This is a genomic window from Taklimakanibacter albus (assembly GCF_016595235.1).
Classification (GTDB): domain Bacteria; phylum Pseudomonadota; class Alphaproteobacteria; order Rhizobiales; family Aestuariivirgaceae; genus Taklimakanibacter; species Taklimakanibacter albus.
This window is the reverse complement of record NZ_JAENHL010000007.1, coordinates 719,834-742,456: the sequence shown is the minus strand read 5'-3', so window position 1 is coordinate 742,456 and position 22,623 is coordinate 719,834. Positions and strand designations below refer to the sequence as shown.

Annotated in this window: 23 protein-coding genes; 19 read left to right on the top strand and 4 right to left on the bottom strand. The window is 63.1% G+C overall.

Going from position 1 to position 22,623, the window contains the following annotated elements; translation table 11 throughout:
• Window positions 1-2: 2 nt before the first annotated feature.
• The 11 genes from cysW (at window position 3) to JHL16_RS15065 (ending at window position 10,061) form a co-directional block, all read left to right on the top strand.
• Entirely contained in the window at window positions 3-839 is an 837-nt protein-coding gene (gene cysW / locus JHL16_RS15115) for a sulfate ABC transporter permease subunit CysW (protein WP_200185674.1), read from the top strand.
• A gap of 4 nt (window positions 840-843) precedes the next feature.
• Window positions 844-1,875: an ABC transporter ATP-binding protein gene (locus JHL16_RS15110; RefSeq protein ID WP_200185672.1), complete on the top strand. Its 1,032-nt coding sequence runs from the start codon at window positions 844-846 to the stop codon at window positions 1,873-1,875.
• Between the two features lie 143 nt (window positions 1,876-2,018).
• Window positions 2,019-2,762, top strand: a complete 744-nt coding sequence (locus JHL16_RS15105; RefSeq protein ID WP_200185670.1) for an SDR family NAD(P)-dependent oxidoreductase — start codon at window positions 2,019-2,021, stop codon at window positions 2,760-2,762.
• Between the two features lie 90 nt (window positions 2,763-2,852).
• Window positions 2,853-3,926, top strand: coding sequence for a polyamine ABC transporter substrate-binding protein (locus tag JHL16_RS15100; protein ID WP_200185668.1), 1,074 nt, complete (start codon window positions 2,853-2,855; stop codon window positions 3,924-3,926).
• Between the two features lie 13 nt (window positions 3,927-3,939).
• Window positions 3,940-4,845 (top strand): ABC transporter permease, encoded by a 906-nt coding sequence (locus JHL16_RS15095; protein WP_200185666.1) that lies wholly within the window; start codon window positions 3,940-3,942, stop codon window positions 4,843-4,845.
• On the top strand, window positions 4,842-5,660 hold the full coding sequence (locus tag JHL16_RS15090; RefSeq protein ID WP_137858146.1) for an ABC transporter permease: 819 nt from the start codon (window positions 4,842-4,844) through the stop codon (window positions 5,658-5,660). Before JHL16_RS15095 ends, JHL16_RS15090 begins: the two co-directional genes overlap by 4 nt.
• Window positions 5,657-6,790 (top strand): ABC transporter ATP-binding protein, encoded by a 1,134-nt coding sequence (locus JHL16_RS15085; protein WP_200185664.1) that lies wholly within the window; start codon window positions 5,657-5,659, stop codon window positions 6,788-6,790. Before JHL16_RS15090 ends, JHL16_RS15085 begins: the two co-directional genes overlap by 4 nt.
• On the top strand, window positions 6,787-7,542 hold the full coding sequence (locus JHL16_RS15080) for an SDR family NAD(P)-dependent oxidoreductase (RefSeq protein WP_200185662.1): 756 nt from the start codon (window positions 6,787-6,789) through the stop codon (window positions 7,540-7,542). The genes JHL16_RS15085 and JHL16_RS15080 overlap by 4 nt, the downstream gene beginning before the upstream one ends.
• 106 nt (window positions 7,543-7,648) lie before the next feature.
• The gene (locus JHL16_RS15075; RefSeq protein WP_200185660.1) at window positions 7,649-8,407 is read left to right on the top strand and encodes an SDR family NAD(P)-dependent oxidoreductase; all 759 of its coding nucleotides are present in this window, start codon (window positions 7,649-7,651) and stop codon (window positions 8,405-8,407) included.
• A 30-nt stretch (window positions 8,408-8,437) separates the two neighbouring features.
• Window positions 8,438-9,499, top strand: coding sequence for an LLM class flavin-dependent oxidoreductase (locus JHL16_RS15070; RefSeq protein ID WP_200185659.1), 1,062 nt, complete (start codon window positions 8,438-8,440; stop codon window positions 9,497-9,499).
• A 1-nt stretch (window position 9,500) separates the two neighbouring features.
• Window positions 9,501-10,061 (top strand): flavin reductase, encoded by a 561-nt coding sequence (locus JHL16_RS15065; RefSeq protein WP_200185657.1) that lies wholly within the window; start codon window positions 9,501-9,503, stop codon window positions 10,059-10,061.
• Here the strand turns inward: JHL16_RS15065 and JHL16_RS15060 are convergent.
• Both JHL16_RS15060 and JHL16_RS15055 read right to left on the bottom strand, forming a co-directional pair.
• Complete coding sequence (locus tag JHL16_RS15060; RefSeq protein WP_200185656.1) at window positions 10,058-10,846, bottom strand: IclR family transcriptional regulator; 789 nt, start codon at window positions 10,844-10,846, stop codon at window positions 10,058-10,060. The two genes, JHL16_RS15065 and JHL16_RS15060, sit on opposite strands and share 4 nt — an antisense overlap.
• Window positions 10,847-10,968: 122 nt before the next feature.
• Complete coding sequence (locus tag JHL16_RS15055; protein WP_246771044.1) at window positions 10,969-12,261, bottom strand: LLM class flavin-dependent oxidoreductase; 1,293 nt, start codon at window positions 12,259-12,261, stop codon at window positions 10,969-10,971.
• A 260-nt stretch (window positions 12,262-12,521) separates the two neighbouring features.
• Between JHL16_RS15055 and JHL16_RS15050 the strand changes: the two genes are divergently transcribed.
• The 3 genes from JHL16_RS15050 to JHL16_RS15040 are packed head-to-tail and all read left to right on the top strand — an operon-like array spanning window position 12,522 to window position 15,217.
• The gene (locus JHL16_RS15050; protein ID WP_200185653.1) at window positions 12,522-13,835 is read left to right on the top strand and encodes a type I glutamate--ammonia ligase; all 1,314 of its coding nucleotides are present in this window, start codon (window positions 12,522-12,524) and stop codon (window positions 13,833-13,835) included.
• Entirely contained in the window at window positions 13,819-14,604 is a 786-nt protein-coding gene (locus JHL16_RS15045) for an N-formylglutamate amidohydrolase (RefSeq protein WP_200185651.1), read from the top strand. Before JHL16_RS15050 ends, JHL16_RS15045 begins: the two co-directional genes overlap by 17 nt.
• 4 nt (window positions 14,605-14,608) lie before the next feature.
• Window positions 14,609-15,217 (top strand): cysteine hydrolase family protein, encoded by a 609-nt coding sequence (locus tag JHL16_RS15040; protein WP_200185649.1) that lies wholly within the window; start codon window positions 14,609-14,611, stop codon window positions 15,215-15,217.
• On the opposite strand, the gene JHL16_RS15035 is transcribed toward JHL16_RS15040, so the two are convergent.
• Together JHL16_RS15035 and JHL16_RS15030 are read right to left on the bottom strand one after the other, a co-directional pair.
• A complete protein-coding gene (locus JHL16_RS15035) occupies window positions 15,214-16,143 on the bottom strand; it encodes a glutaminase (protein ID WP_200185648.1) in 930 nt (309 codons plus the stop codon). The genes JHL16_RS15040 and JHL16_RS15035 overlap by 4 nt on opposite strands.
• Window positions 16,140-17,000 (bottom strand): SIS domain-containing protein, encoded by an 861-nt coding sequence (locus JHL16_RS15030; RefSeq protein ID WP_200185646.1) that lies wholly within the window; start codon window positions 16,998-17,000, stop codon window positions 16,140-16,142. The genes JHL16_RS15035 and JHL16_RS15030 overlap by 4 nt, the downstream gene beginning before the upstream one ends.
• A gap of 209 nt (window positions 17,001-17,209) precedes the next feature.
• On the opposite strand from JHL16_RS15030, the gene JHL16_RS15025 reads away from it, so the two are divergent.
• Genes JHL16_RS15025 through JHL16_RS15005 form a run of 5 tightly spaced genes read left to right on the top strand, consistent with a single transcriptional unit; the run spans window position 17,210 to window position 22,567 of the window.
• On the top strand, window positions 17,210-18,322 hold the full coding sequence (locus tag JHL16_RS15025; RefSeq protein ID WP_200185644.1) for an ABC transporter ATP-binding protein: 1,113 nt from the start codon (window positions 17,210-17,212) through the stop codon (window positions 18,320-18,322).
• A 41-nt stretch (window positions 18,323-18,363) separates the two neighbouring features.
• Window positions 18,364-19,515, top strand: coding sequence for an ABC transporter substrate-binding protein (locus tag JHL16_RS15020; RefSeq protein WP_200185642.1), 1,152 nt, complete (start codon window positions 18,364-18,366; stop codon window positions 19,513-19,515).
• A 7-nt stretch (window positions 19,516-19,522) separates the two neighbouring features.
• Window positions 19,523-20,410: an ABC transporter permease gene (locus JHL16_RS15015; RefSeq protein ID WP_200185641.1), complete on the top strand. Its 888-nt coding sequence runs from the start codon at window positions 19,523-19,525 to the stop codon at window positions 20,408-20,410.
• Window positions 20,407-21,228, top strand: coding sequence for an ABC transporter permease (locus JHL16_RS15010; protein WP_200185639.1), 822 nt, complete (start codon window positions 20,407-20,409; stop codon window positions 21,226-21,228). The genes JHL16_RS15015 and JHL16_RS15010 overlap by 4 nt, the downstream gene beginning before the upstream one ends.
• A gap of 16 nt (window positions 21,229-21,244) precedes the next feature.
• A complete protein-coding gene (locus JHL16_RS15005; protein WP_200185638.1) occupies window positions 21,245-22,567 on the top strand; it encodes an aspartate aminotransferase family protein in 1,323 nt (440 codons plus the stop codon).
• Window positions 22,568-22,623: the final 56 nt, after the last annotated feature.

The window sequence follows — 22,623 nt, the reverse complement described above, 5'->3', positions numbered from 1 at the left end:
CGATGGCGACGAAACGCGTAGGCGACCAGAAGCTCGTCCGCCGGCTCCTCATCGGCGCCGTGGCGATCATCGCCCTGTTCCTCATCGCGGCACCTCTGCTGGCGATCCTGAGCTACGCCCTCGCCGGCGGGGCGGGGCGTTATTTCGAGAGCCTTCTGACGGAAGACACGCTGCATGCGGTGAAGCTTTCGGTGATCACCGCGCTCATCGCAGTGCCGATCAACACGCTGTTCGGCATCGCCGCCGCCTGGGCCATCGCCAAATTCGATTTTCCCGGCCGCCGCTTCCTCACCGCCATCATCGAGCTGCCTTATTCGATCTCGCCGATCGTGGCGGGCGTGGCCTATCTCTTCGTCTTCGGCGCGCAAGGCCTTTTCGGGCCGTGGCTGCAGGCCAATGACATCAAGATCATGTTCGCGCTGCCGGGCATCGTGCTGGCGAGCTTGTTCGTGACGGCGCCTTTCGTCGCGCGTGAATTGATCCCGCTGCTCGAGGCGCAGGGCCGCGAGCGCGAGGAGGCGGGCATCTCGCTCGGCGCCTCGGGCTTCCAGACCTTCTGGCGCATCAGCCTGCCCGGCATGCGCTGGGCGCTGCTCTACGGCATCATCCTGTGCAATGCGCGCGTCTTCGGCGAGTTCGGCGCGGTGTCGATCGTCTCCGGCAATGTGCGCGGCGAAACCAATACGCTGCCGCTGCATGTCGAGTTGCTCTACCAGGACCATAATTCGGTCGGCGCCTTCGCTGCGGCTTCGGTGCTGATGCTGATCGCCGTTTTCACTCTCGTCGCTAAATTCCTGCTCGAGCGCCGCGGCGTGCGCCGCCATGCGGAAGGAACCTGATCCCATGACCTTGCATATCGACAGCGTGAGCAAGCGCTTCGGCCAGTATCAGGCGCTTGACAGTGTGAGCATCAACATACCCAAGGGCGAGCTCGTCGCGCTGCTGGGCCCTTCCGGCTCGGGCAAGACGACGCTGCTCCGCATCATCGCCGGCCTCGAGACGCCGGATCAGGGCAGGGTGCTGTTCGACGGCGAGGATGCGACCGATGTGGCGCCGCGCTACCGGCAGATCGGCTTCGTCTTCCAGCATTATGCGCTGTTCCCGCATCTTTCCGTCTTCGAGAATGTCGCCTTTGGCCTGCGCGTGATGGCGCGCGAGGCGAGGCCTTCGGAAGAGCAGATCCGCGAGCGGGTCAGCGAGATCTTGAAGCTCGTCCGTCTCACCAATCTCGGCGAGCGGTTTCCGGCGCAATTGTCGGGCGGACAGCGCCAGCGGGTGGCGCTCGCTCGTGCTCTCGTCATCCGGCCGCGCGTGCTGCTGCTCGATGAACCTTTCGGCGCGCTCGACGTGACCGTGCGCACCGAGCTTCGGCGCTGGCTGCGTGAGTTACAGCAGGAGCTCGGCCTCACCACCATCTTCGTCACGCATGATCAAGAAGAGGCGAGCGCCATCTGCGACCGCATCGCCATCCTCAATGAAGGCAAGCTTCTGCAGACGGGCTCGCCGGTCGATCTCTTCACCATGCCCGCCACCAGCTTCGTCGCGGGCTTTCTGGGCTCTGCCAATATCCTGGCGCGGGAAAGTCTCGGCGCCGGTGCGCCGGTGGGCATCTCCGGCGCCAAAGTCGCCTTCCGGCCGGCCGACGGCAAGCTCAGCACTTCCGCCGCGGCTCCGGCGCCCGGCGGCCACTTGCGCCTGTCCGGCACCATCCAGCACCGCGAATTTCTGGGCTCGATCGTGCGTTATGCGATCGCGCGCACGGGCGGCGAGGTGCAGATCGATGCCCCGTTCAAAGCCGGCGAGGCCTTCATTGCACCCGGCACAGAAGTCGCGGTCGATATTCCGCATGACGCCCTGATCAGCCTCAATTCCTGACCTAATTCTCTTTGATTTCAAGAAGCTGCGGCGATTTTCGCCGCCGCCTCGATTCCTGCTTGTCAAACAAGTTTTATCGCATAATAATACTTGAAATTGGAAAGCGATCACAAAGAGGGTCGCTCAGCCCTTGGAGGGGACGAATGGGATCAGCGGAAATGGCCGGCCGGCATGTGGTGATCACCGGTGGCGTAAGGGGCCTGGGTTTCGCCTTGTCCAGTCTCTTCGTCGAACGCGGCGCCAAGGTGGCGATCATCGACATCGACAAGGACGGGCTCGCGAGCGCCGTCGAACGCCTGGGCGGCCCCACGAAAGCGGTTGGCGTTGCGGGCGACATACGCCGGCGCGACAAGGCCCATGTCGCCTTCAGTCTCGCCGCCTCGGCGCTCGGCCATGCCGATATCCTCATCAACAATGCCGGCGTCTATCCGCGCAAACCCATGCTCGAAATCGATGACGAGGCGTGGGACTACACTTTCGACGTCAATCTGCGCGCCATGTTCCATATGTCGGTCGCCGCCGCCAATCACATGAAGCCGCGCAAGGCCGGGCGTATCGTGTCGATCGCCTCGATCGACGCCTATATCCCCTATGCCAAGAACGCCCATTATGCGGCCGCCAAAGCGGGCGTGATCAGCCTGACCAAGTCCTTCGCCCAGGAGCTGGCGCCCGAAGGTATCCTGGTCAATGCCGTGTCGCCCGGTCCGATCGACACACCCAACCTGCGGGCCTTGGGCATCTATGAGGATCTCGCCAAATCGACACCGCTCGGCCGGGTGGCGGATCCGAGCGACATCGCCGAGGTCGTCTATTTCCTTGCCAGCGAACGCAACCGCTACATGACGGGCGAAACCGTCATCGCCGGCGGCGGCATCGTCATGGATTGAACCCGAAAGAAAGAAGAGAGGAGGGCCAACAACGATCTGAGACCGCCGTGCTGTACGCAAGAACGACATAATGAGTCTGGGAGAGAAACAATGATCACCAAACAGCCATCGTCCAAGCGTTCAACATTCGACCGCCGCCGGGTCCTGAAAGGAATGGCGGCAACAAGCGTCGCCCTGACCGGTTTCCCCTATATCGCCAAGGCCAAGCCCGCCACGATGACGGTGCCGAATTCCGGCGGTGCTCTCGAGGAAGCCTTCAAGGTCGCCTATTTCGATACGTTCCAGAAGAAGACCGGTATCCAGATCCTGGGCGCGCCCTATATGGATACGGCGCGCGTCAAGGCGATGGTCGAGAACAACGCCGTCGATGTGGACATACTGAATATCGATGCCACCGAAGCGGCGGCATTGGCGCGCCTTGGCCTGCTCGAGCCCATCGATTACAGCGTTTTCGACAAGTCGACGCTGCTGCCGGCAGCGGCCAAGGAGCATTATGTGCTGGTCGACGTCGCCGCCTATATCATGGCGTGGAACACCAAGACCTTCACCGCCGAGACACGGCCGAAGAACTGGGCCGAGTTCTTCGATCCTGCAACCAAGGAAGGCCAGCGCAGCCTGTGGAAGCTCGCCCCCCAGACGCTCGAAGTGGCGGCGATGGGCGGCGGCCAGGCGCGCGACAAGCTCTATCCCATCGATCTCGATCTCGCTTTCAAATCGCTCGACCGGCTCAAAGCCGATCTCACCTGGTGGACGTCGGGCGCGCAATCGGCGCAGCTCGTCATCGGCGGCGAGGTCGATGTCGGCACTGTGTGGAACGGGCGTGTCTTCAAGGCGAAGAATGACGGCGCGCCGGTAGACTATACCTTCGACAATGCGCTTTATGTGTGTGACTCGATGGTGATCCCCAAGGGGGCGAAGAACAAGAAGGAGGCGATGGAGTTTCTCGCCAATATGGTCGACGCCACCAACCAGGCGACCTTCTCGAAAGCCATCCCCTATGGGCCGGTGAACACCAAGAGCTTCGAGCTTCTCGACGCCAAAACCCTCGAATTGCTGCCCAACTCGCCGCAGAACGGCAAGACGGCGGTGTTCCAGGATTTCGATTACTGGGCCGAGAAAGGCCCGGAAATCTTCGAGCGCTTCAACAAGTGGCTCGTCGGCTAAGGGGGCCGCGCCGATGAGCCTCGCGATGCCGGAGCGGCGTCTGGAAAAACTGTCGCCATCTGCCGCCCGGCATCGTCCCTGGTCGCCCGAGCGCGGCCATGCGCTGCTGCTCTTGCCGCCGCTGCTTCTGCTCGTCGCCTTCTTCGTCATTCCGCTGGCCGATGTGGTGCTGCAGAGTTTCGCAGGTCCCGGCCATCCGCTCACTCAATATGAGCGTATATTCACCCAGTCGAGCACGCTTCAGGTTCTGCTCTATACATTCCAGACGGCGGCGACGGTCACTCTATGCACGCTGGTGCTGAGCTATCCGGTTGCCTTCGTAGTGAGCCGGGCCAAAGGCAATCTTCTTCACTTGAGCCTCGCGCTGATCCTCATTCCGTTCTGGACCAGCACCGTCATCCGCACCTATGCCTGGATCGTCATCCTGCAAAGGCGCGGCGTTCTCAACGAGATGATGCTCGATTGGGGCTGGATCGAGCGGCCCCTCAAGCTGATGAGCAACGGCGTCGGCATGCAGATCGCGATGATCCATATCATGCTGCCCTTCATGGTCATCCCGCTGCTCAACACGATGCGCGGCATCGACGGCAATCTGCTGCGCGCCGCGGCGGTGCTGGGCGCCAATCCGCTGCGCCAGTTCCTGTCGGTCTATCTGCCGCTGTCGCTGCCCGGCGTCAGCGCCGGCTCGATCCTCGTCTTCATTTCCTCGCTCGGCTTCTACATCACACCGGCTTTGCTCGGCGGGCAGAAAACGATGGTCGCGGTGCTCATCGAGCAGCAGGCGTCGCGGCTGCTCGACTGGCCGATGGCGTCAGCCTTGGCTACGGTGCTTCTCGTCGTGACCTGCCTGCTGTTCCTTCTCTATGAGCGGGCCATGCGTTTCGCCGGCGGCGGCAAGACGGTCGGAGAGGTATCATGACCGATCCCCGCCTGTGGCGTATCCTCTCTTATGGCATTCTCGCTTTCGCGGTGCTGGTGCTGATCTATCTGGTGCTGCCGACGCTCGTCATCGTGCCTTTGTCCTTCAGCAGCGAGACCTTTCTGAGCTTCCCGCCGCCCGGCTTCTCGCTGCAATGGTATGACGCCTTCGCGCAGAGCCTCGATTACCGCATCGCCATCCTCAACAGCGTCAAGATCGGCCTGCCGGCGGCGCTGTTCGCCACGGTCTTCGGCACGCTGGCGGCGCTGGCGCTGGTGCGTGGCCACTTGCCCGGCCGGCGACTTCTGTCGGCGCTGATGATCGCGCCGTTGATCCTGCCGCAGATCGTGCTGGCGATCGGGCTGTTTCCGATCATGGTCAAACTCGGCATCATCGGCTCCTATGCCGGCATCCTGCTCGGCCACACGGTGCTCGCCATGCCGCTTGTCTTCATCACAGTGGCGGCGGCGCTCAAAAGCTACGCGCCGACCTATGAGCTCGCCGCCATGACGCTCGGCGCCAATCGCTGGAACACGTTCCGCTTCGTGACGCTGCCGATGATCAAACCCGGCGTGATCGTCGGCTTCATCTTCGCCTTCGCCTTCTCCTTCGACGAGCTGATCCTTGCCATCTTCCTCACCAATCCGGCGACACGCACCGTGCCGCGCCTGCTCTGGGAGCATCTCAACTACCAGATGACACCGGTGATCGCGGCGGCGACCGTGGTGCTGCTCGTCATCACTTTGTCGATGCTGGCGATCGCGGCCGTCTATGCCCGAACCGGCGCCAGGAAACCGAGCGGGGCCGCCTCATGAATGTTCATGCCGATCTTACGCCCGATCACAAGGTCATCGCCGAGAAGCGAGGTGCGCTGGTCGAGTTCGGCGGTGTCACCAAGTCCTATGGGCCGGTGACGGCGCTGCGCCCGACATCGTTGCGGATCGAGGCCGGTGAGTTCTTCGCCATCATCGGGCCGAGCGGATCCGGCAAGTCGACCTTGCTCGGCATCACCGCCGGCTTCATCGTGCCCTCGGCCGGCATGATCCGCATCGATGGCGCCGATATTGTCGCGGTGCCGCCATACTCGCGCAATTTCGGCATGGTGTTCCAGAATTATGCGCTGTTCCCGCATATGACGGTGGCCGAGAATATCGGCTTTCCGTTGCGCATGCGGGGTGTGGCCAAGACTGAAAAGGCGGAGCGTGTCGCCCGCGCACTGGCGATGGTGCGGCTCGAAGGGCTGGGCGATCGCCGCCCGTCGGAACTGTCGGGCGGACAGCAGCAGCGCGTTGCGCTGGCCAGGGCCGCCGTCTATGATCCGCTGCTCCTCCTCATGGACGAGCCGCTCGGCGCCCTCGACAAGAATCTGCGCGAGGAGATGCAGGAAGAGATCAAGAAATTCCAGAAGGCGCTCGGCGTCACCGTCATCTATGTCACGCATGACCAGCAGGAGGCCGCCGCCATGGCGGACCGCCTTGCCATCATGCGCAACGGCCGGCTCGAGCAGATCGGCTCGCCGCGCCAGCTCTATGAGCGGCCGCAGAACATATTTGTCGCGGGTTTTCTCGGCGAAGCGAGCATCCTGCCGGTCAGCAAGGCAACGCCGCTCGCGGGAGGTTTCGCGGTGGCCGAGCTCGCCGGCGGCGGGAGTGTCGAAGCAGTCGCCAGCACAGGCGTCGGCGAAGCACTGTGCATCCGGCCCGAATGTATCGTGGTCGGGCCCGAGGCCGAACATACCGACAATGTCTTCGCGGCGCAGGTGGAAGAGGCTGTCTATGCCAATGGCAGCGTGCGCTACCGGCTGCGGCTCGACGGATCGGGGCATGTCGTCAACGCACGGTTTTCCACACGGCCCGATCTCGTCCTGATGCAACCCGGTCAGCGTACAAAAGTCGGCTGGGCGCGGCGCGACGGGCTGTTGATCGAAGGGAGGCCAGAGACATGAACGGGTTTGACGGAAAAGTGGCGCTGGTCACCGGGGCGGCCTCCGGCATGGGACGCAGCCATGCGGTGAAGCTGGCCCAACTCGGCGCGGCCGTCATCATCCAGGATATCGATGCCAAAGGTCTTGCCGAAACGCAGGCGCTTGTCGAGGCGGAAGGCGGGACATGTGCCGCCTTCGTGTTCGATATTTCAGATGTGGCGGCGATCGCCGACATGTCGGCGAAGGTTCTCGATCGTTTCGGCAGCCTCGACATCGTCGTCAACAATGCCGGTATCGGGCGCGACCGCGTGATCGAGGATATCGACCAGGCGGCTTTCGACCGGATGATCAGCGTGCATGTCAAAGGCTCGTTCTTCTGCGCCAAAGCGGCGGTGCCGGCGATGAAGGCCAAAGGCTGGGGGCGCATCATCAATGTGTCGTCGCGCTGGGCGCAGGCCGGACATTTCATGGCGTCCGATTATATCGCCGCTAAAGGCGCCGTTCTCGGCCTGACCAAAGCCTGGGCCAAAGAGCTGGCGCCGTTCGGCATCACGGTCAATGCCATCGCACCCGGCGGCGTGTGGAGCCGGATGGTGCTCGAAAATCTGGGCGAGGAAGGTGTGCGGCATGAGGAAAGCCAAGTGCCGCTCGGCCGCTGGGCGCAACCGGAAGAAATCTCGGAGACCATGGCCTTTCTGGCGAGCGATGAAGCCGCCTTCATTACCGGCCAGGTGCTGAGCCCGAATGGAGGCAAGACGATCGTTGGATTCTAGGCGCTAAGGCGACACCGCATTCACTGAAAACAACTGAAAATCGTTTCTCGCAGGAGAAGCGAACGGGAAATCGCGCGCCGATGCAAACGCGCAGGAGGATGACAAGATGAGTGATCTCAAAGGCAAGGTGGCGGTCATTACGGGCGCCGGGGCAGGCATGGGCCAGGCGCATGCCGAATTGATGGCCGAGCGTGGCGCGATCATCATCGCGCAGGACATCGACGGCGCCCGCGCCGAGACGACAGCGGCGCTGGTGCGGAAGAAGGGGGGCGCGGCCGATGCGGTCGCCTGCGACGTCGCCGATGTGGCGGCGCTGACCGCGACGCTCGACAAGGTGCTGGCGAAACATGGCCGTGTCGACATTCTCGTCAACAATGCCGGTATCGGCGGCGAGCCGATCATCGAGGAGACGAGCGAGGAGCATTTTGATCGCATGTTCGCGGTCCATGTGCGGGGCTCCTTCTTCGCCGCCAAGGCGGTGATCCCGGCGATGAAAAAACAGCGCAGCGGCAAGATCATCAACATCTCGTCGATCTGGGGCATGGTCGGCCATCATTATGCGTCGCCCTATTGCGCCGCCAAGGCGGCGCTGCTCGGCCTGACCAAGGCCTGGGCCAAGGAGCTGGCGCCGTGGAACATTCATGTGAATGCGGTGGCACCCGGTGGCGTCATCACCGAGATGGTGCTGGCGCAGCCCGATATCGAAAAGAAGATGGCGCAGAAGGTCGCCCGCGTGCCGCTCGGGCGTTATGCCGAGGCGCGCGAGCTTTCCTACACCGTGGCGTTTCTCGCCTCGTCGCAATCCGACTTCATCACCGGCCAGGTCATCAGCCCCAATGGCGGCGAAGTGATCGTCGGCATCTGATCTCAATCGTCAAAGCAGAAGGAGGCGGTCATGCGCTTCGGTCTTTTCAATCTCATGAACCAGTTCGGCTTGAGCCAGCGCGATGTCTATCAGGGCACGATCGACTGTGTCCGGCTCGCTGATGAACTCGGCTTCGATACCGCCTGGTTCGCCGAGCATCACTTTTCCAATTACAGCCTGTGCCCATCGCCCTTGATGATGGCGGCGGCAGTGGCGCGCGAGACGCGGCGCATCCGGCTCGGGCCGGCCGTCATCGTGGCGCCGCTCTATAATCCGATCCGATTGTCGGAGGAGATCGCCCTTCTCGATCAACTGAGCGAAGGGCGCGTGGTGCTGGGTCTCGGCTCGGGTTATCAGCGCTTCGAGTTCGAAGCTTTCGGCGCCGATCTCGCCGAGCGCCAGGACAGGCTGCTCGAGATCTGGGCGATCGTCGACCAGGCGATCCACCAGAACCGTTTCAAGCACAGCGGCCGCTTCTACCAGATACCGGACGTGCCGCAGGCGATCGAGCTCTACAACCGGCGCCGTATGGAGACCTATTTCGTCTCCTGGTCGCCCGAGATCATCGCGCGCGCCGTCGCCACCGATGCGGTGCCGTTCATCACCGTGGGCTGGGGCGATTCAAAGGCGCTCGCCGGCATGCATGATTTCGTCCGCCAGAAGTATCAGGAAGCGGGCTTCTCGCTGGCCGGGCGGCGTTTCGCGGCGCAGCGTTATGTCTTTGTCAGCGACGACCGCAACGAGTTGCGGAAAGTGGCGGAAGGGATCCGTTATGCCGGGCGTTGTGCCGGCCATATGCGGGTGGGCGCCCAGCATCTCGACGGCCATATCATTGCTGATGAGCCGGTGGCGGGCGAGCCCAGCCTCGAGACGATCATCGCCTCGGTGCCGATCGGAGATGCCGAAACCGTCGCCGAAAGGCTGATCGCCGAGATCCGCGCCAATGCGATCACCGATCTGAGCTGCTTCATGATGCCGGCAGGTGTCGCGCCCAAGGCGGTGCTGCGTTCGATGGAGCGCTTCGGCTCAGACGTCATGCCCATCGTCGTGAAAGCGATCGCCGAGGACACTAAGCGGCGCGAGGTCGCCTGAGGTGAACGCCTTCACGCCGCCGATCGGCGAGATCCTGGAGGAGGGGCCGTGGCTGCGCGGCGACAATGACGTGGATGCGCCGGCGATGGCCGAGCCGTTTCGGTCGGCGATGCGTCGCCTCGCCGCCGGCACGTCGGCCGTCACGGTGCGGCAGGGCGATGAAATATTGGGCCTTACGGCGACATCGGTGACGTCCCTGTCGCTCGAGCCGCCGTCACTGCTCGTGTCGATCCGCCAGCAATCGCCGGTGCTGAAGGCGATCGTCGCGGTGAAGGCTTTCACCGTTCATCTGCTCGGCGAAGACCAGTCGCATGAGGCCAATGTTTTTGCCGGCCGCTGTGGTCCTGCGCCGCGGGCAAGCCAGGTCGACTGGGCGCATGCGGGGGACGATCCGCCACGGCTCGCCGGCGCCATTGGCCATATCGATTGCACGGTCGCGAAGCTCATTCCGGTTTTCTCGCATATGCTGGTGATCGGCACCGCTACGGCCGTCGACATCACCCCGCATCGCCCGCCGCTCGTCTATTTCGACGGCGCCTTCCACGGTCTGAAATCCAGCTAACCGCCCCATGACGGCGGGAAGCGGCTGGCCGAGAGGGAGGGGCTCGACATGTCCTGGGCGGCGGCGCGCACCAGGTCAGTGAAACGTTCGCGCGCCGCTTCGAGAGAGTAGCGGCTCTTTTCGATCGAGATCGTCACCGCGCCGACCGGCATGTCGCCATCGCCCATCACCGGGGCGGCGACGCCCATTTCCATGTCGAAGATCTCGCCATCCTGCCAGGCGACCCCTTCCTCGCGCGCTTGCCCCAGAAGGCGGCGCAACTCGGCCTTGTCGATGACGGTGCGCGAGGTGAAGCGCCGCATCGGCGAGTGCTCCAATATGTTGTCGATGTCGCGCTCGGACAGACGCGACATGATCGCCCGGCCGGCCGCCGTGCAATAGGCATAGCGGCGCACCGGGAGCAGCGCGAAATCATGCGAGACGAGATTGGGGATACGGTTGATGTAAAAGACATGGATGCCGTCCATGATGCCGAGGCCGACCGACTCGGTCGTCTGGCGGGCCAGCGGCTCCAGATATTTGGTCGCCTGGATGAGCAGGGGATCGGTCTGGAGATGCGAGACGGCATAGGAGATGAAACGCGGCGACAGGCTGTAGCGCTTGTAGCGCTGATGCCGGCGCAAAAGCCCGAGATTCTGCAGCGTGTAGAGGAGGCGCTGGACCGAGCCTTTCTCGAGGCCGGTCTTTTCCACGATCTCCGAGAAAGTGAAGCTCTCGGCATGCTCATTATAGAGATCGAGGATCTTGTAGGCCTTTTCGAGAGTGCCCAGCTGCAGGCTGCTCATGGTCTTTCCTTGACGCCAAGTGTCGAATCGACTGGCGAGTGTAAGTTCCCACTATCTGATACTGCAAACTCGAAACGGACGCTACGGGTGGCGCGGCAGAGCAGGCTTGAGGAAATCGAAAGCTAGGCGAAGAAGCGGTTTGGCGGCCGCGGCAGCCCCAGATTCTCGCGCAACGTACGGCCTTCATATTGGCGCCGGAACAGGCCACGTCGCTGCAATTCCGGCACCACCCGGTCGACGAAGTCGTCGAGGCCCTCCGGCAGATAAGGGAACATCACATTGAAGCCGTCAGCGCCTTCCGTGTGCAGCCATTCCTCCATCTGGTCGGCAATGGTCTCAGGCGTGCCGATTATCTCGAGGCTGCCGAAGGCGCCGCCGACATATTGGGCGAGCTCGCGCACCGTCATCTTCTCGGCCTTGGCCAGCTCGATCAGCCGCTCGCGGCCGCTTTTGCTGGCATTGCTTTCCGGAATCTCCGGCAAGGGGCCATCGAGATCGAAGCCCGACACATCGGTGCCGAGGCGGACGGAGAGCGAGGCGATGCCACTGTCGGGATGGACCAGGCTATCGAGATGTTTCTTCTTTGCCTTGGCTTCTGCCACCGTGTCGCCGACCACGACGAAGGCGCCGGGCAGGATCTTGAGATGATCGGGATCGCGGCCCAAAGCGCGCATGCGGCCCTTCACATCGGCATAGAACCGCTGCCCGTCGGGAAGATTATTGACGCCGGTGAAGACTGCCTCGGCGGTTTCGGCGGCGATCTGCCGGCCGGCTTCCGAGGCGCCGGCCTGGACGATCACCGGCCAGCCCTGGACGGGCCGCGCGATATTGAGGGGCCCGCGCACCTTGAAATGCTCACCCTTGTGGTCGAGCACATGCAATTTGGCCGGATCGAAATATCGACCGCTTTCGACGTCACGAATGAAGGCGTCGTCGGCCCAGCTGTCCCACAGGCCGGTGACGACGTCGAAGAATTCACGCGCCCGCTTGTAGCGCTCGCCATGCTCGACATGCTCATCGAGGCTGAAATTCAGCGCCTCATGCGGATTGGCGGAAGTGACGAGGTTCCAGCCGGCGCGCCCGTTGCTGATATGATCGAGCGAGGCGAATTTGCGGGCGACATGATAGGGCTCGTTATAGGTGGTCGACGCGGTTGCGATGAGGCCGATATGCTCGGTCATCGCCGCCAGCGCCGGCAGCAAGGTGAGCGGGTCGAAGGAGGTGACGGTGGCGCTGCGCTGCAGGGCCGCCATCGGCATGTTCATGACGGCGAGATGATCGGCCATGAAAAAAGCATCGAACTTGCCGCGCTCCAAGGTCTGGATGAGACGCTTCAGATGCGCGAAGTTGAAATTGGCATCCGGCCAGGCGCCGGGATAACGCCAGGCGCTGGTATGAATGCTGACGGGGCGCATGAAGGCGCCGAGACGCAACTGGCGGGACTGGGGCACGGAACCTCCGGGGAGAAGAAGCAGATCGGGACCAGTGGATATCGGTATTGCCCCCGTCCGATGACAATTTAGATTTTTTCGTCGGCGGATGAAATTTCCTTTGGCTGGAGAGGCCATTCGGCCTTCTGCACTATTTATTCCATCTCATACGTTTACTTTGCATCTTGAACTTATCATTCCATTTCTGATAAGGGCTGCCCATCCGTAGTGGGAAGAAGGCAGTCATGAAACCGGACGATATCGTGATGGCCTGCATCTGCGATTATGCGGGGCAGGTGAAGGGCAAGGGTTTTCGCGGCATCGATCTCAAAAGCAGGCTGCGCAGCGGCGTGGGCCTCGCGCCCACCAACCTGATGATCACCGCCTTTGGCCAGATCGTCGACAGCCCCTGGGGCCCGCGCGGCGAGCTCCTCATGATGCCGGTCGCCGAAACTGAAACGACGGTCGATCATGGCGGCGAGTTGCCGCGCGAGCGTTTCCTTCTGTCCGACCTCCTCGAACTCGACGGCACGCCCTGGGCCTGCTGCCCGAGAAACTGGCTCAACAAAGGGCTGAAGACACTCGAAGCGGAGACGGGGCTTAGGGTGAAATCGGCTTTCGAGCATGAATTCCACTATTCGGGATCACGGCCGCGCCTGGGCGATGCGTACTCCCTCGATTCGATGCGCCTGCAAGGCGCCTTCGGCCAGCTTCTGATGCAGGCGCTCGATGAAAACGGCGTCGGCCCGGAAATGTTCATGCCCGAATATGGGCCGCAGCAATTCGAGGTCACCTGCAAGCCGCAGATCGGACTCAAATCCGCCGACGACGCGGTGCGGCTGCGCGAGATCACCCGCAGCGTGGCGCGCGCCCTCGGTCACAAGGCGACGTTCTCGCCGGTGATGGGGGAAGGCGCGGTCGGCAATGGCGTGCATGTGCATTTCAGCCTCGAGGATGCCGCCGGCAAGCCTCTGACCTTCGATCCCGGAAGGCCCTGTCAGGTCGGCGAAGCGGCGGCCCATTTCGCCGCCGGCATCCTGGCGATGATGCCGGCGATGGTGGCGCTCACCGCGCCGTCGGCCGCCTCCTATGAAAGGCTCAAGCCCAATCGCTGGAGCGCCAGTTACAACAATCTCGCCGACAAAGATCGCGAGGCGGGCATCCGCATCAGCCCGCTGTCGAAGCTGCCCGGCACTGATCCCTATAAGAGCTTCAATCTCGAATATCGCGCCGCCGATGCCGCGGCCAATCCCTATCTGACGCTCGGCGCGCTGGTCTGGGCCGGCCTGCAGGGCATCCGCGACCGGCGGCCGCTGCCCGAGCCGACACAGGGCGATCCGGGACTTCTGTCGGATGCGGAGAAGAAGAAGCGGGGCTTGCGCCGGCTGCCGTCCTCGCTTGCCCAGGCGCTGGATGAGCTCGAAGCCGACGGGCGTTACAGGATCTGGATGGGCGATGAGCTGCTCGAGGCCTATCTCACCCACAAACGCAGCGAGCTCAAGCTCGTGAAGGACCTCGACCTCGCCGAACAGATCAAGCGTTATGCTGAAGTCTACTGAGCTTCTGGGCGGCAGCGATCCCGATCCGGTGATGCTGGGCCGCGAGGGCGGCCGCTCACCCTTTCTCCTCGCCTGCGACCATGCCGGCAATGCCATTCCCGCCAGGCTCGGCACGCTGGGGCTCGGCGAAGCCGACCGCGAGGACCATATCGCCATCGATATCGGCATCTTCAGCACCAGCCATTGGCTGGCGCACCGGCTCGATGCGCCTCTGATCGGCCAGGCCTATTCGCGCCTGGTGATCGATTGCAACCGCAGGCCGGGCACCATGACGTCGATGCCCAAGGTCAGCGATGGCCGCATCGTTCCCGGCAATGCGGATATTTCCGAGGAGGAGCGTCGGCAGCGCGTCGCTGAGATCTTCTCGCCCTATCACACAGCGCTGGCGCAACTGATCGCGGTCAGGACCAGCTTCTTGGGAATGCCGCCGATCCTGTGTGCGATGCACAGCTTCACCCGCGTCTATGGCGGCCGGACGCGGGATTGTGACATCGGCGTGATCCATGGCGAAGAGACGGAGATCGCCAGCCGGCTGATCCATCGCCTGAAGACCTTTGGTGATCTTCGCGTCGGCTACAACGTGCCTTATGAGATCGACTTCGCCGGCGATCATACGATTCCGGCGCACGCCGTCGAAGGTCGCATTCCCTATATCGAGATCGAGATCTGCCAGGACCTGATCGCCACCTGCGCCGGCCAGCGCAAGCTCGCTTTCATGTTCGAAGCCGCTTTCGGCGATGTCGAAGCGGCCTTGGCGCGGAGCGGCTGATCCGATGACCCTGACGCGGCTCAATCCGATCGCACCGAAATCGACGGCGCTCCTGGTGATCGATGTCCAGAACGGCACCTATAGCGACAAGGAGCGCGCCAAACGTCCCTATTTCCATGAGCGGGCGACAAACGAGACGATCCCCAATATCGTGAGGCTTCTCACGGCGTGCCGGCGAGCGCAGGCGGATGTGATCTTCACTGTGATCGAGAGCCTCACTTTGGACGGGCGTGACAGAAGCCTCGACTACAAGCTCAGCGGCTTCAATTTTTCCAAAGGCTCATGGGAGGCGCAGATCCCGATTGATGTGGCGCCCTTGCCGAATGAGATCGTACTGCCGAAGACCTCGTCTAGCCTCTTCAATTCCACGGTCTTCGATTATGTGCTGCGCAATATCGGCATCGACACGGTGCTGGTGACCGGCTTCCTCACCGATCAATGCGTCGACCATACGATCCGCGACGGCGCCGATCGCGGCTTCTACATGACCTGCATTGCCGATGCCTGCGCGACGGAAAGTCCGGAGCGGCATGAGGCTGCGCTTTCGGCCTTCAAGGGCTATTGCCGTATCCGCACGACCGCGGAGGTCGTGGCGGAGCTGGGCAAGGGTTAGAAAACCGACCAGCCCATTTCGCGGCTCAGCTCTTCGAGAGCGGCGGTGGCCAGCCAGGAATTGCCATTGTGATCGAGGCCCGGCGACCAGGCCGCGATCGAGGCCTTGCCCGGAACGATCGCCAATATGCCGCCGCCGACCCCGCTTTTGCCCGGCAGGCCGACACGGAAGGCGAATTCACCCGAGCCGTCATAATGGCCGCAGGTGAGCATCAGCGCATTGATGCGGCGTGCCCGCTCCGGCGAGATGACTTGCGGACCTTCGGGCGAGAGTCTGCCGCCGAACGCCAGATAGCGGCCGGCTTTGGCGAGCTGCCGGCAGCTCATGGCGATGGCGCAGTGATGGAAATAGACACCCAAGGTGAAGTCGACCGGATTTTCGAGATTGCCGAAAGCGCGCATATAATTGGCGAGCGCCATATTGCGGAAGCCGGTCTCCTTCTCGGATGCGGCCACGTCATGGTCGATGGTGATCGCTTCATCATCGGCGACGAAGCGGATGAAACGCAGGATGGCGCCCAAGGCTTCCTTGGGCTGATGGCCGGCGACGATCGCATCGGTGACGGCGATGGCGCCGGCATTGATGAAGGGATTGCGCGGGCGACCCCTCTCATATTCGAGCTGGACGATGGAATTGAAGGGATTGCCGGAGGGCTCGCGGCCGACGCGCTGCCACAGCGCGTCGCCGATCTGGCCCAAAGCCAGCGTCAAGGTGAAGACCTTGGAGATGCTCTGGATCGAGAATGGGCTTTCGTGATCGCCGCAGGCAACGAGGTCACCGTCCGCGGTGGCGACCGCGATGCCGAAGCGGGAGAGATCGGCGGCGGCGAGCTGCGGAATGTAGTCGGCGGGCCGGCCGCGATCGCTTCGGGCGGCGATGTGGTCGGCAATCTTCTGCAGGACGGCTTCGAGACGCGCCACCGTCATTCGGCGAGCCGCCCGTGCAGCTCCTCGATGCGCGCCACGCGGCGTTCGGCGCGGTTGCCGAGGCCTTCGGCGAGCCGCGAGATCAGCGCCTCGATGCACATGATGGTCGCCAGCGCCGAGTCATAGACCGAAGGGCCGGCGACCGGCAGAGCGAAGACATGATCGGCGAGCTTGGCCGCCGGCGACTGCCATTTGTCGGTGAAGACGATCAGTGTCGCTTCAGCCTCACGGGCAATCGTCGCGAATTCGATGACATTGTCCTGATAACGGCGGAAGTCGAAGACCACCACGATATCCTTCTTGTGGATCTCGAGGGCGTCATTGACCATCCGGCGCGTCTCGCTGCTCACCAGATGGACATGCGGGCGCACGCCCATCAGCCCATAGGCGAAGATCTCGGCGATCGAGCGGCTGAAGCGGCCGCCGATCAGATGGACGGCGGCCTTCTCGTTTTCCAGCAGCTGGACCACCGCGTCGAATTCGGCGACCGGGATCATCCCGGAGGCCTGGCGCAGAAGCAGGCCGGCCCAATTGGCATATTGCGCCAGGGTATCGCCCTCCTGGACGCGCGCATCGGGCGTCTGGTAGCGGGCGAGGGGCGATTCGAGCGTGGCGGTGAGCTCGTCGCGCAGGGCCTCCTGGAATTCGGGATAGCTGGCAAAGCCGAGCTTGCCGATGAAGCGCAAAATGGTGGCGCCGCTCGCCTCGGCGCGCCGGCCGAGCTCGGCGACGGTCTCGAGGCCGGCAGTCGGATAGCCGGTGGTCAGCACGCGGGCGATGGTGCGTTCCTTGCGCGTGAAGCTCTCCTGATGCTGAAGGATTCGCGCCGCGATGGTCTGGGCTGTTGGGGTGCTCACACGTTCTCCTCTGGCGTGACTCGCCGCAAAGTATAACCGCGCCGCGCGGCTCTTTCGTCCAATTTTCAGTTTTGGACTATTTAATCCATTTTATATATTGCAGACAGAAAATGAAACATGTATTTGTTTTTGACTCCCCGGCAGATGAGGGGGGCCCAGGACCTGGACGCCAGATGAAAAGAGCGAGCATTTCCCTTGGAAATCACAGCATGACGGAGACTTCCGAAAGGCCGGCGCCGGCTTCCGAGGACATCCTGGCGATCGATCACCTGCATCACCGCTATGGTAATGTGACTGCGCTGAAGGACGTGTCGCTCAAGGTCAGACGCGGCGAGTTTCTGACACTTTTGGGCTCGAGCGGCTCCGGCAAGTCGACGCTTCTGCGCATGATTGCCGGCCTTGAAATGCCGACCTCGGTGGACGTCTTCACGCTCGAGGGCCGTCCGATGGCGCAGGTGCCGGCCAATCACCGCAATGTGTCGACGGTGTTCCAGCATTACGGCCTGTTTCCGCATCTGAGCGTCGGCCAGAATGTCGAATATGGCCTGCATGTCCGCAAAATTCCGGTGCCCGAACGGCGCCGCCAGGCGGAGGAGATGCTGCGGCTCGTCAAGCTCGACGGCATGTATGACCGACCCATCCACGCGCTGAGCGGCGGCCAGCGGCAACGGGTGGCGCTGGCGCGCAGCCTCGTCCTCAAGCCCGCCATCCTGCTGCTCGACGAGCCGCTCGGCGCGCTCGACGAAAAGCTCCGGCTCGAAATGCAGATCGAGCTCCTGTCGCTGCACCGGACGCTCGGCATGACCTTCATCTATGTCACCCATAGCCAGGAGGAGGCGCTCACCATGAGCCACCGCATCCTCCTGATGAGCAACGGCGAGATCGTCCAGGAGGGCAGGCCGGAAGATCTGTTCGACCGGCCGAGCAACCGCTTCGCCGCCGAATTCATGGGCATGGAGAACATCTTCACGGCTGAGATAACGGCCATCGATGGCGGCGTGATCTCGGTCACCGTGAATGGCGCGCATCTGCGCGGCCTGTGGACCGGCAAGACCCAGCCGCGGATCGGCGATCCGATCGCCGTCGCCTTCCGCTCGGAAAAGGTCAAGCTTGCACGCGACAAGGGTGCTCTCGGCGGCGATGCCAACCGTTTCGAGGCGACCCTCAAGAGCCGCGTCTACAAAGGCAAATATCTCGATGTCGTGGCGGCGTCGGCCTTGGGCGACGTGCGGCTCAGGCTGTGGGACGACCATGTCGTCCTTTCCGACCAGTTCAAGATCGAATGGCGCCCGACCAATACGGTGGTCATCCCGATCGACTGAAGGCGATCGGGCTCAATCAGAAAACAGGAGGAGATGTCCAGATGAAGTCCAAGAAGGTTTCCAATATCTCGCGCCGCAGCGTTCTCAAGGCGGGAGCCGCGGTGCTGGCGACGCCCTATCTGATCTCGCGGCCGGCGCGCGCCGATGAAGGCACGGTCAAGATCATGGGTGTTTCCACCGTCGCTCTGCAGGACTGGAGCGCCTTCGAGGCCGATACCGGCCTCAAGATGGATTTCGTCGGCGTCAACAGTGATCCCGGCCTCTATGTTCAGGAAGTCGTCGCCAATGAAGCGGGCGACAGCTACGACATCTTCATCTTCGACGGCGGCATCGAGGATCGTCTCGGTGCCAGCGGTCATTTCCAGAAGATCGATCCGGCGGCGATGAAGCTGTGGGGCGCGGTCGCGGATTCGGTGAAGTCGAGCGCGCTGCTGCAAGGCGCCGACGGCACCCAATATGGCGTGCCGATCGTCTTCAATGCCGACTCCTTCGGCTATCACGTCGATGCGATCAGCGAAGCCGAGCCGTTCTCCTGGGGCATGGTGTTCGAGAACGAGAAGATGCTCGGCAAGGTCGCGCTGGAAGATACCTGGCTCACCACCTTGCCCAATGCCGCGCTCTATCTGATCAGCAAAGGCAAGGCGATCACCGATCCCTCCAACATGACTCCGGAAGAGGCGAAAATGACCGCCGACTTCCTGATCGAGCGCAAGAAGGCCGGGCAGTTCCGGGCTCTGTGGCATTCCTATGAGGAGTCGGTCGACCTTCTCGGCAATCGTGAAGTGCTGATCGCCGAATGCTGGGAGCCGGTGATCAAGCAATTGCAGCGCGACGGCAAGAATGTCCGCTATGCATCGATGAAGGAAGGTTATTCCAAGTGGATGATCGGCGCCTATCTGCCCTCACAGGCGAAGGACGAGCGGCTGGCCCGCGCCTATAAGGCGCTCGACTGGTTCCTCGACGGCCACTATGGCGCACAGATGGCGATCCAGCAGGGCTATGCGACGGCCAATCCGCAGGCGGCGCTCGCTTTCGCCAAGGCCAAAGGCCTGAGCGAAGCCGATCTCGGCGCCATCAAGCTCAATATCGAAAAGGTCGAGCAGAAGATGACGCTGCCGCATTACTGGCAGAATTCGGCGCCCCAGCATGTCGAGGCGATCGAAGCCGAGTGGCAGCGCTTCAAGCAGGCCTGATCCCTTCATGGCCACGGCCTCCGGCACCTTCACGCGTTTCATCAGTCCGAGCGGGGTCAGCCCGCTCGGCGTCTCGGCCGTTCTCGGCGCCTGGATGCTCATCGTCATCCTGCCGCTGCTCGGACTGGTGCTGTGGTCGTTCCTGAAGCTCGAGAATTTCCAGCTCGTCTGGGAACCGACCTTGCAGGCCTATCGCGACCTGCTGTCCTCGGGGCGCTGGGAAGTGACGGTCCGGACCTTGCGCATCGCCGCCATCGTCACCTTGATCGAGCTTGCTCTGGCGGTTCCTTTCGCGGTGTGGCTTGCCAAGGGCACGCGCTCGGTGCCGGTCAAGGTGATCACGCTCGCCGCTCTCACCATCCCGTTTTTCCTGAGCCTCTCGGCGCGCACCATCGTGTGGCGCGCGGTGCTGGGCCTCAACGGGCCGATCAACAGCGCGTTGATGAGCCTCGGCCTCATCGACCAGCCGCTCGACTGGCTGCTGTTCTCGGAATTCGCCGTCATCGTCGGGCTGATCGGTCCTTATTTCCCGCCCATGGTCTTTCCGCTTTATCTGGCAGTCACCCTCATTGGTGACGAGCTCCTCGCCGCCAGCAAGGATCTGGGCGCCTCGCCCGCTTTCACCTTCCGGCATGTGATCCTGCCGCTGGCTCTGCCCGGCCTCGGCGCTGGTTTCATCTTCACCTTCATCCCGATGATCGGCGATCCGGTGGTGCCCGAGCTTCTCGGCGGCGGCCAGGTCGTGGTGCTGGCCTCGTCGGTGAAGAGCCTTCTGCAGGTTCTGAACTATACGGTCGCGGCGGCACTTTCGGTGTTCATGCTGGCGATCATGGTGGGCCTGGCCGCGATACTGACGCTCGTGCTGCGCGGCCGCGTGAGGAGGCAATCCACATGACGGTTCATGCCGCCCATACGCCCAAGATTTCCGAATGGCCGGTCTGGACCAGGCTCGGCGCGCTCACCGGCTTCGTCGCGCTCATCGCCATCTATGCGCCGATCCTCTGGCTCATGATCATGTCGGTGAGCGGCGATCCGCTCAGCGGCATTCCGGGGCCTTTCACCAGCGAATGGTATGGGACGCTTGTCACCAACACCAACTGGCTCGAGCCGCTTTGGCTCAGCGTGCTGCTTGGCCTTGCCGTCGCCTTCACCTGCATGGTGTGCGCCACGGTGGTCGGGCGCGCCATTCCGCGCATCCGGCAGGGCAAGGGTGCCATATTGGCGGTGGCACTGTTCCCGCTGATGATCCCGGGGGTGGTGGTGGGCACCGCGCTCTTCCTCTATTTCCGCGTGCTGCTCGGCCTCAAGATGGGCATGTGGTCGCTGTTCGCCGGTCATCTCGTCTGGTCGTTTCCTTTCGCGTTGCTCGCCGTTCTGGTGGTGGCGCTGCGCTTCGACACGCGGCTCCTCGAATCGGGCGCTGATCTCGGCGCCAGCGCCTGGCAACGTTTTCGCGACATCGAATTCCCGTTGCTCAAGGACGGCATCATCTCCGGCGGCCTGTTCGCCTTCCTGCTCTCCTTCAACGAGATCGCGCGCTCGATCTATCTCAGAGGACGGGTCGAGACGCTGCCGATCTATCTGTGGCAGCAGGCTTCGACCAAGACCTCCAATGTGCCGCTCATCTATTCGCTCAATGTCATCATCCTGATCGTCAGCACGATCATCGTCGCTATCGCCTTCTGGCTCCTGTTCGGCCGGCGCGAAAAATAAGAAAAGAGGAGACTCCATGTCGAACCATCTCAATCTGATCGAGCGCGACCGCGTCGCCGTCGCCGGCATCGAGAAATTGCGCTTCTTCCCGCTGGCGGTGGTCGAGGGCGAAGGCTGCTGGCTCATCGAGGATGGCGGACGCCGGCTGATCGACCTCTCGGCAACCTGGACCGCGTGCGGGCTGGGGCATGGACATCCGAAGATCATCGAGGCGATGACCCGCGCGGCACGCCGGCCGCCGGGTGCCGGCGGTCTTTCCGCGGTCCATCCCGATTCCGTCGGCTTTGCCGAGGAGCTGCTGGCGCTCACCCCCGGCAGCGGCGACCGGCGCGTCTATTTCGGCCATGCCGGCACCGACGCCAATGACGTCGTGCTGCGCGCTTGCCGCAGAGCGACCGGACGGCGGCGCATCATCGCCTATCATCACGGCTACCATGGCGGCATGGGTGTCGCGATGCGGGTGTCGGGTGTCCATATCGAAGCCGGCGCCGAGGCCGATCCCGATCTCTTCCTCGCCACCTATCCCAATCCCTTCCGTCCACATGTCGACGGTCCGGATCCGATCGCGGCGAGCGTCAAAGCGAGCCTCGATGAGATCGCGCGCGAGCTCGCCAAGGGCGACGTCGCCTGCCTCATGGTGGAGCCCATTCTGTCCGATGGCGGTCTCGTCGTCCCGCCCAAGGGCTATCTCAAATCGCTGCACGCATTGTGCCGCAAGCATCAGGTCCCGCTCGCCGTCGATGAGGTGAAGATGGGGCTTGGACGGCCGGGCGTGCTGCATGCCTTCCAGCTCGACGGCATCGTGCCGGAAATCGTCACCTTCGGCAAAGTCATCGGCGGTGGTTTGCCGCTCGGCGCGGCGGTGGGGCCGGCCGAGATCCTGGACGGGCCGGCGGCTTCGGCACTCCTCACCATGGCGGGAAATCCGATCTGCACCGCGGTCGGGCGCCAGGTGATGCGCACGCTCATCGAGGAAGACCTGCCGGGACGCGCGAAGGAATCGGGCGATCATTTCCTGGCGGAACTGCGCAAATGCCAGGCGGCGAGCGACGTCATCGGCGATGTGCGTGGCCACGGCCTCGCCATCGGCCTCGAGCTGGTGGCGGATCGCGCCAGCAACAAGCGCGACCGCAAGCTGGCGCAGCGCACCGTCTATCGCGCCTTCGAGCTCGGCGCCGTCGTCCATTATGTCGGCGGCAATGTGCTGGAGATCACGCCGCCCCTCACCATCAGCCGCGCCGAAGTCGATATCGCGGTCGGCATCCTCGACCAGGCGATCAAGGACGCGCAGGCCGGGCGCGTCGATGACGCGGCGGTCGCCCGCTTTGCCGGCTGGTGAGACCATGAAGACAGCACTTGTCACCGGCGCGGGCTCCGGCATCGGGCGGGCGATCG

Coding starts and splice junctions, on each gene's coding strand:
- JHL16_RS15090 (WP_137858146.1), top strand. CDS start 4,842: ATGACCGATCCCCGCCTGTGGCGTATCCTCTCTTATGGCATTCTCGCT.
- JHL16_RS15050 (WP_200185653.1), top strand. CDS start 12,522: ATGAAACCGGACGATATCGTGATGGCCTGCATCTGCGATTATGCGGGG.
- cysW (WP_200185674.1), top strand. CDS start 3: ATGGCGACGAAACGCGTAGGCGACCAGAAGCTCGTCCGCCGGCTCCTC.
- JHL16_RS15055 (WP_246771044.1), bottom strand. CDS start 12,261: ATGCGCCCCGTCAGCATTCATACCAGCGCCTGGCGTTATCCCGGCGCC.
- JHL16_RS15075 (WP_200185660.1), top strand. CDS start 7,649: ATGAGTGATCTCAAAGGCAAGGTGGCGGTCATTACGGGCGCCGGGGCA.
- JHL16_RS15035 (WP_200185648.1), bottom strand. CDS start 16,143: ATGACGGTGGCGCGTCTCGAAGCCGTCCTGCAGAAGATTGCCGACCAC.
- JHL16_RS15110 (WP_200185672.1), top strand. CDS start 844: ATGACCTTGCATATCGACAGCGTGAGCAAGCGCTTCGGCCAGTATCAG.
- JHL16_RS15100 (WP_200185668.1), top strand. CDS start 2,853: ATGATCACCAAACAGCCATCGTCCAAGCGTTCAACATTCGACCGCCGC.
- JHL16_RS15060 (WP_200185656.1), bottom strand. CDS start 10,846: ATGAGCAGCCTGCAGCTGGGCACTCTCGAAAAGGCCTACAAGATCCTC.
- JHL16_RS15070 (WP_200185659.1), top strand. CDS start 8,438: ATGCGCTTCGGTCTTTTCAATCTCATGAACCAGTTCGGCTTGAGCCAG.
- JHL16_RS15080 (WP_200185662.1), top strand. CDS start 6,787: ATGAACGGGTTTGACGGAAAAGTGGCGCTGGTCACCGGGGCGGCCTCC.
- JHL16_RS15085 (WP_200185664.1), top strand. CDS start 5,657: ATGAATGTTCATGCCGATCTTACGCCCGATCACAAGGTCATCGCCGAG.
- JHL16_RS15095 (WP_200185666.1), top strand. CDS start 3,940: ATGAGCCTCGCGATGCCGGAGCGGCGTCTGGAAAAACTGTCGCCATCT.
- JHL16_RS15040 (WP_200185649.1), top strand. CDS start 14,609: ATGACCCTGACGCGGCTCAATCCGATCGCACCGAAATCGACGGCGCTC.
- JHL16_RS15015 (WP_200185641.1), top strand. CDS start 19,523: ATGGCCACGGCCTCCGGCACCTTCACGCGTTTCATCAGTCCGAGCGGG.
- JHL16_RS15105 (WP_200185670.1), top strand. CDS start 2,019: ATGGGATCAGCGGAAATGGCCGGCCGGCATGTGGTGATCACCGGTGGC.
- JHL16_RS15020 (WP_200185642.1), top strand. CDS start 18,364: ATGAAGTCCAAGAAGGTTTCCAATATCTCGCGCCGCAGCGTTCTCAAG.
- JHL16_RS15045 (WP_200185651.1), top strand. CDS start 13,819: ATGCTGAAGTCTACTGAGCTTCTGGGCGGCAGCGATCCCGATCCGGTG.
- JHL16_RS15010 (WP_200185639.1), top strand. CDS start 20,407: ATGACGGTTCATGCCGCCCATACGCCCAAGATTTCCGAATGGCCGGTC.
- JHL16_RS15025 (WP_200185644.1), top strand. CDS start 17,210: ATGACGGAGACTTCCGAAAGGCCGGCGCCGGCTTCCGAGGACATCCTG.
- JHL16_RS15005 (WP_200185638.1), top strand. CDS start 21,245: ATGTCGAACCATCTCAATCTGATCGAGCGCGACCGCGTCGCCGTCGCC.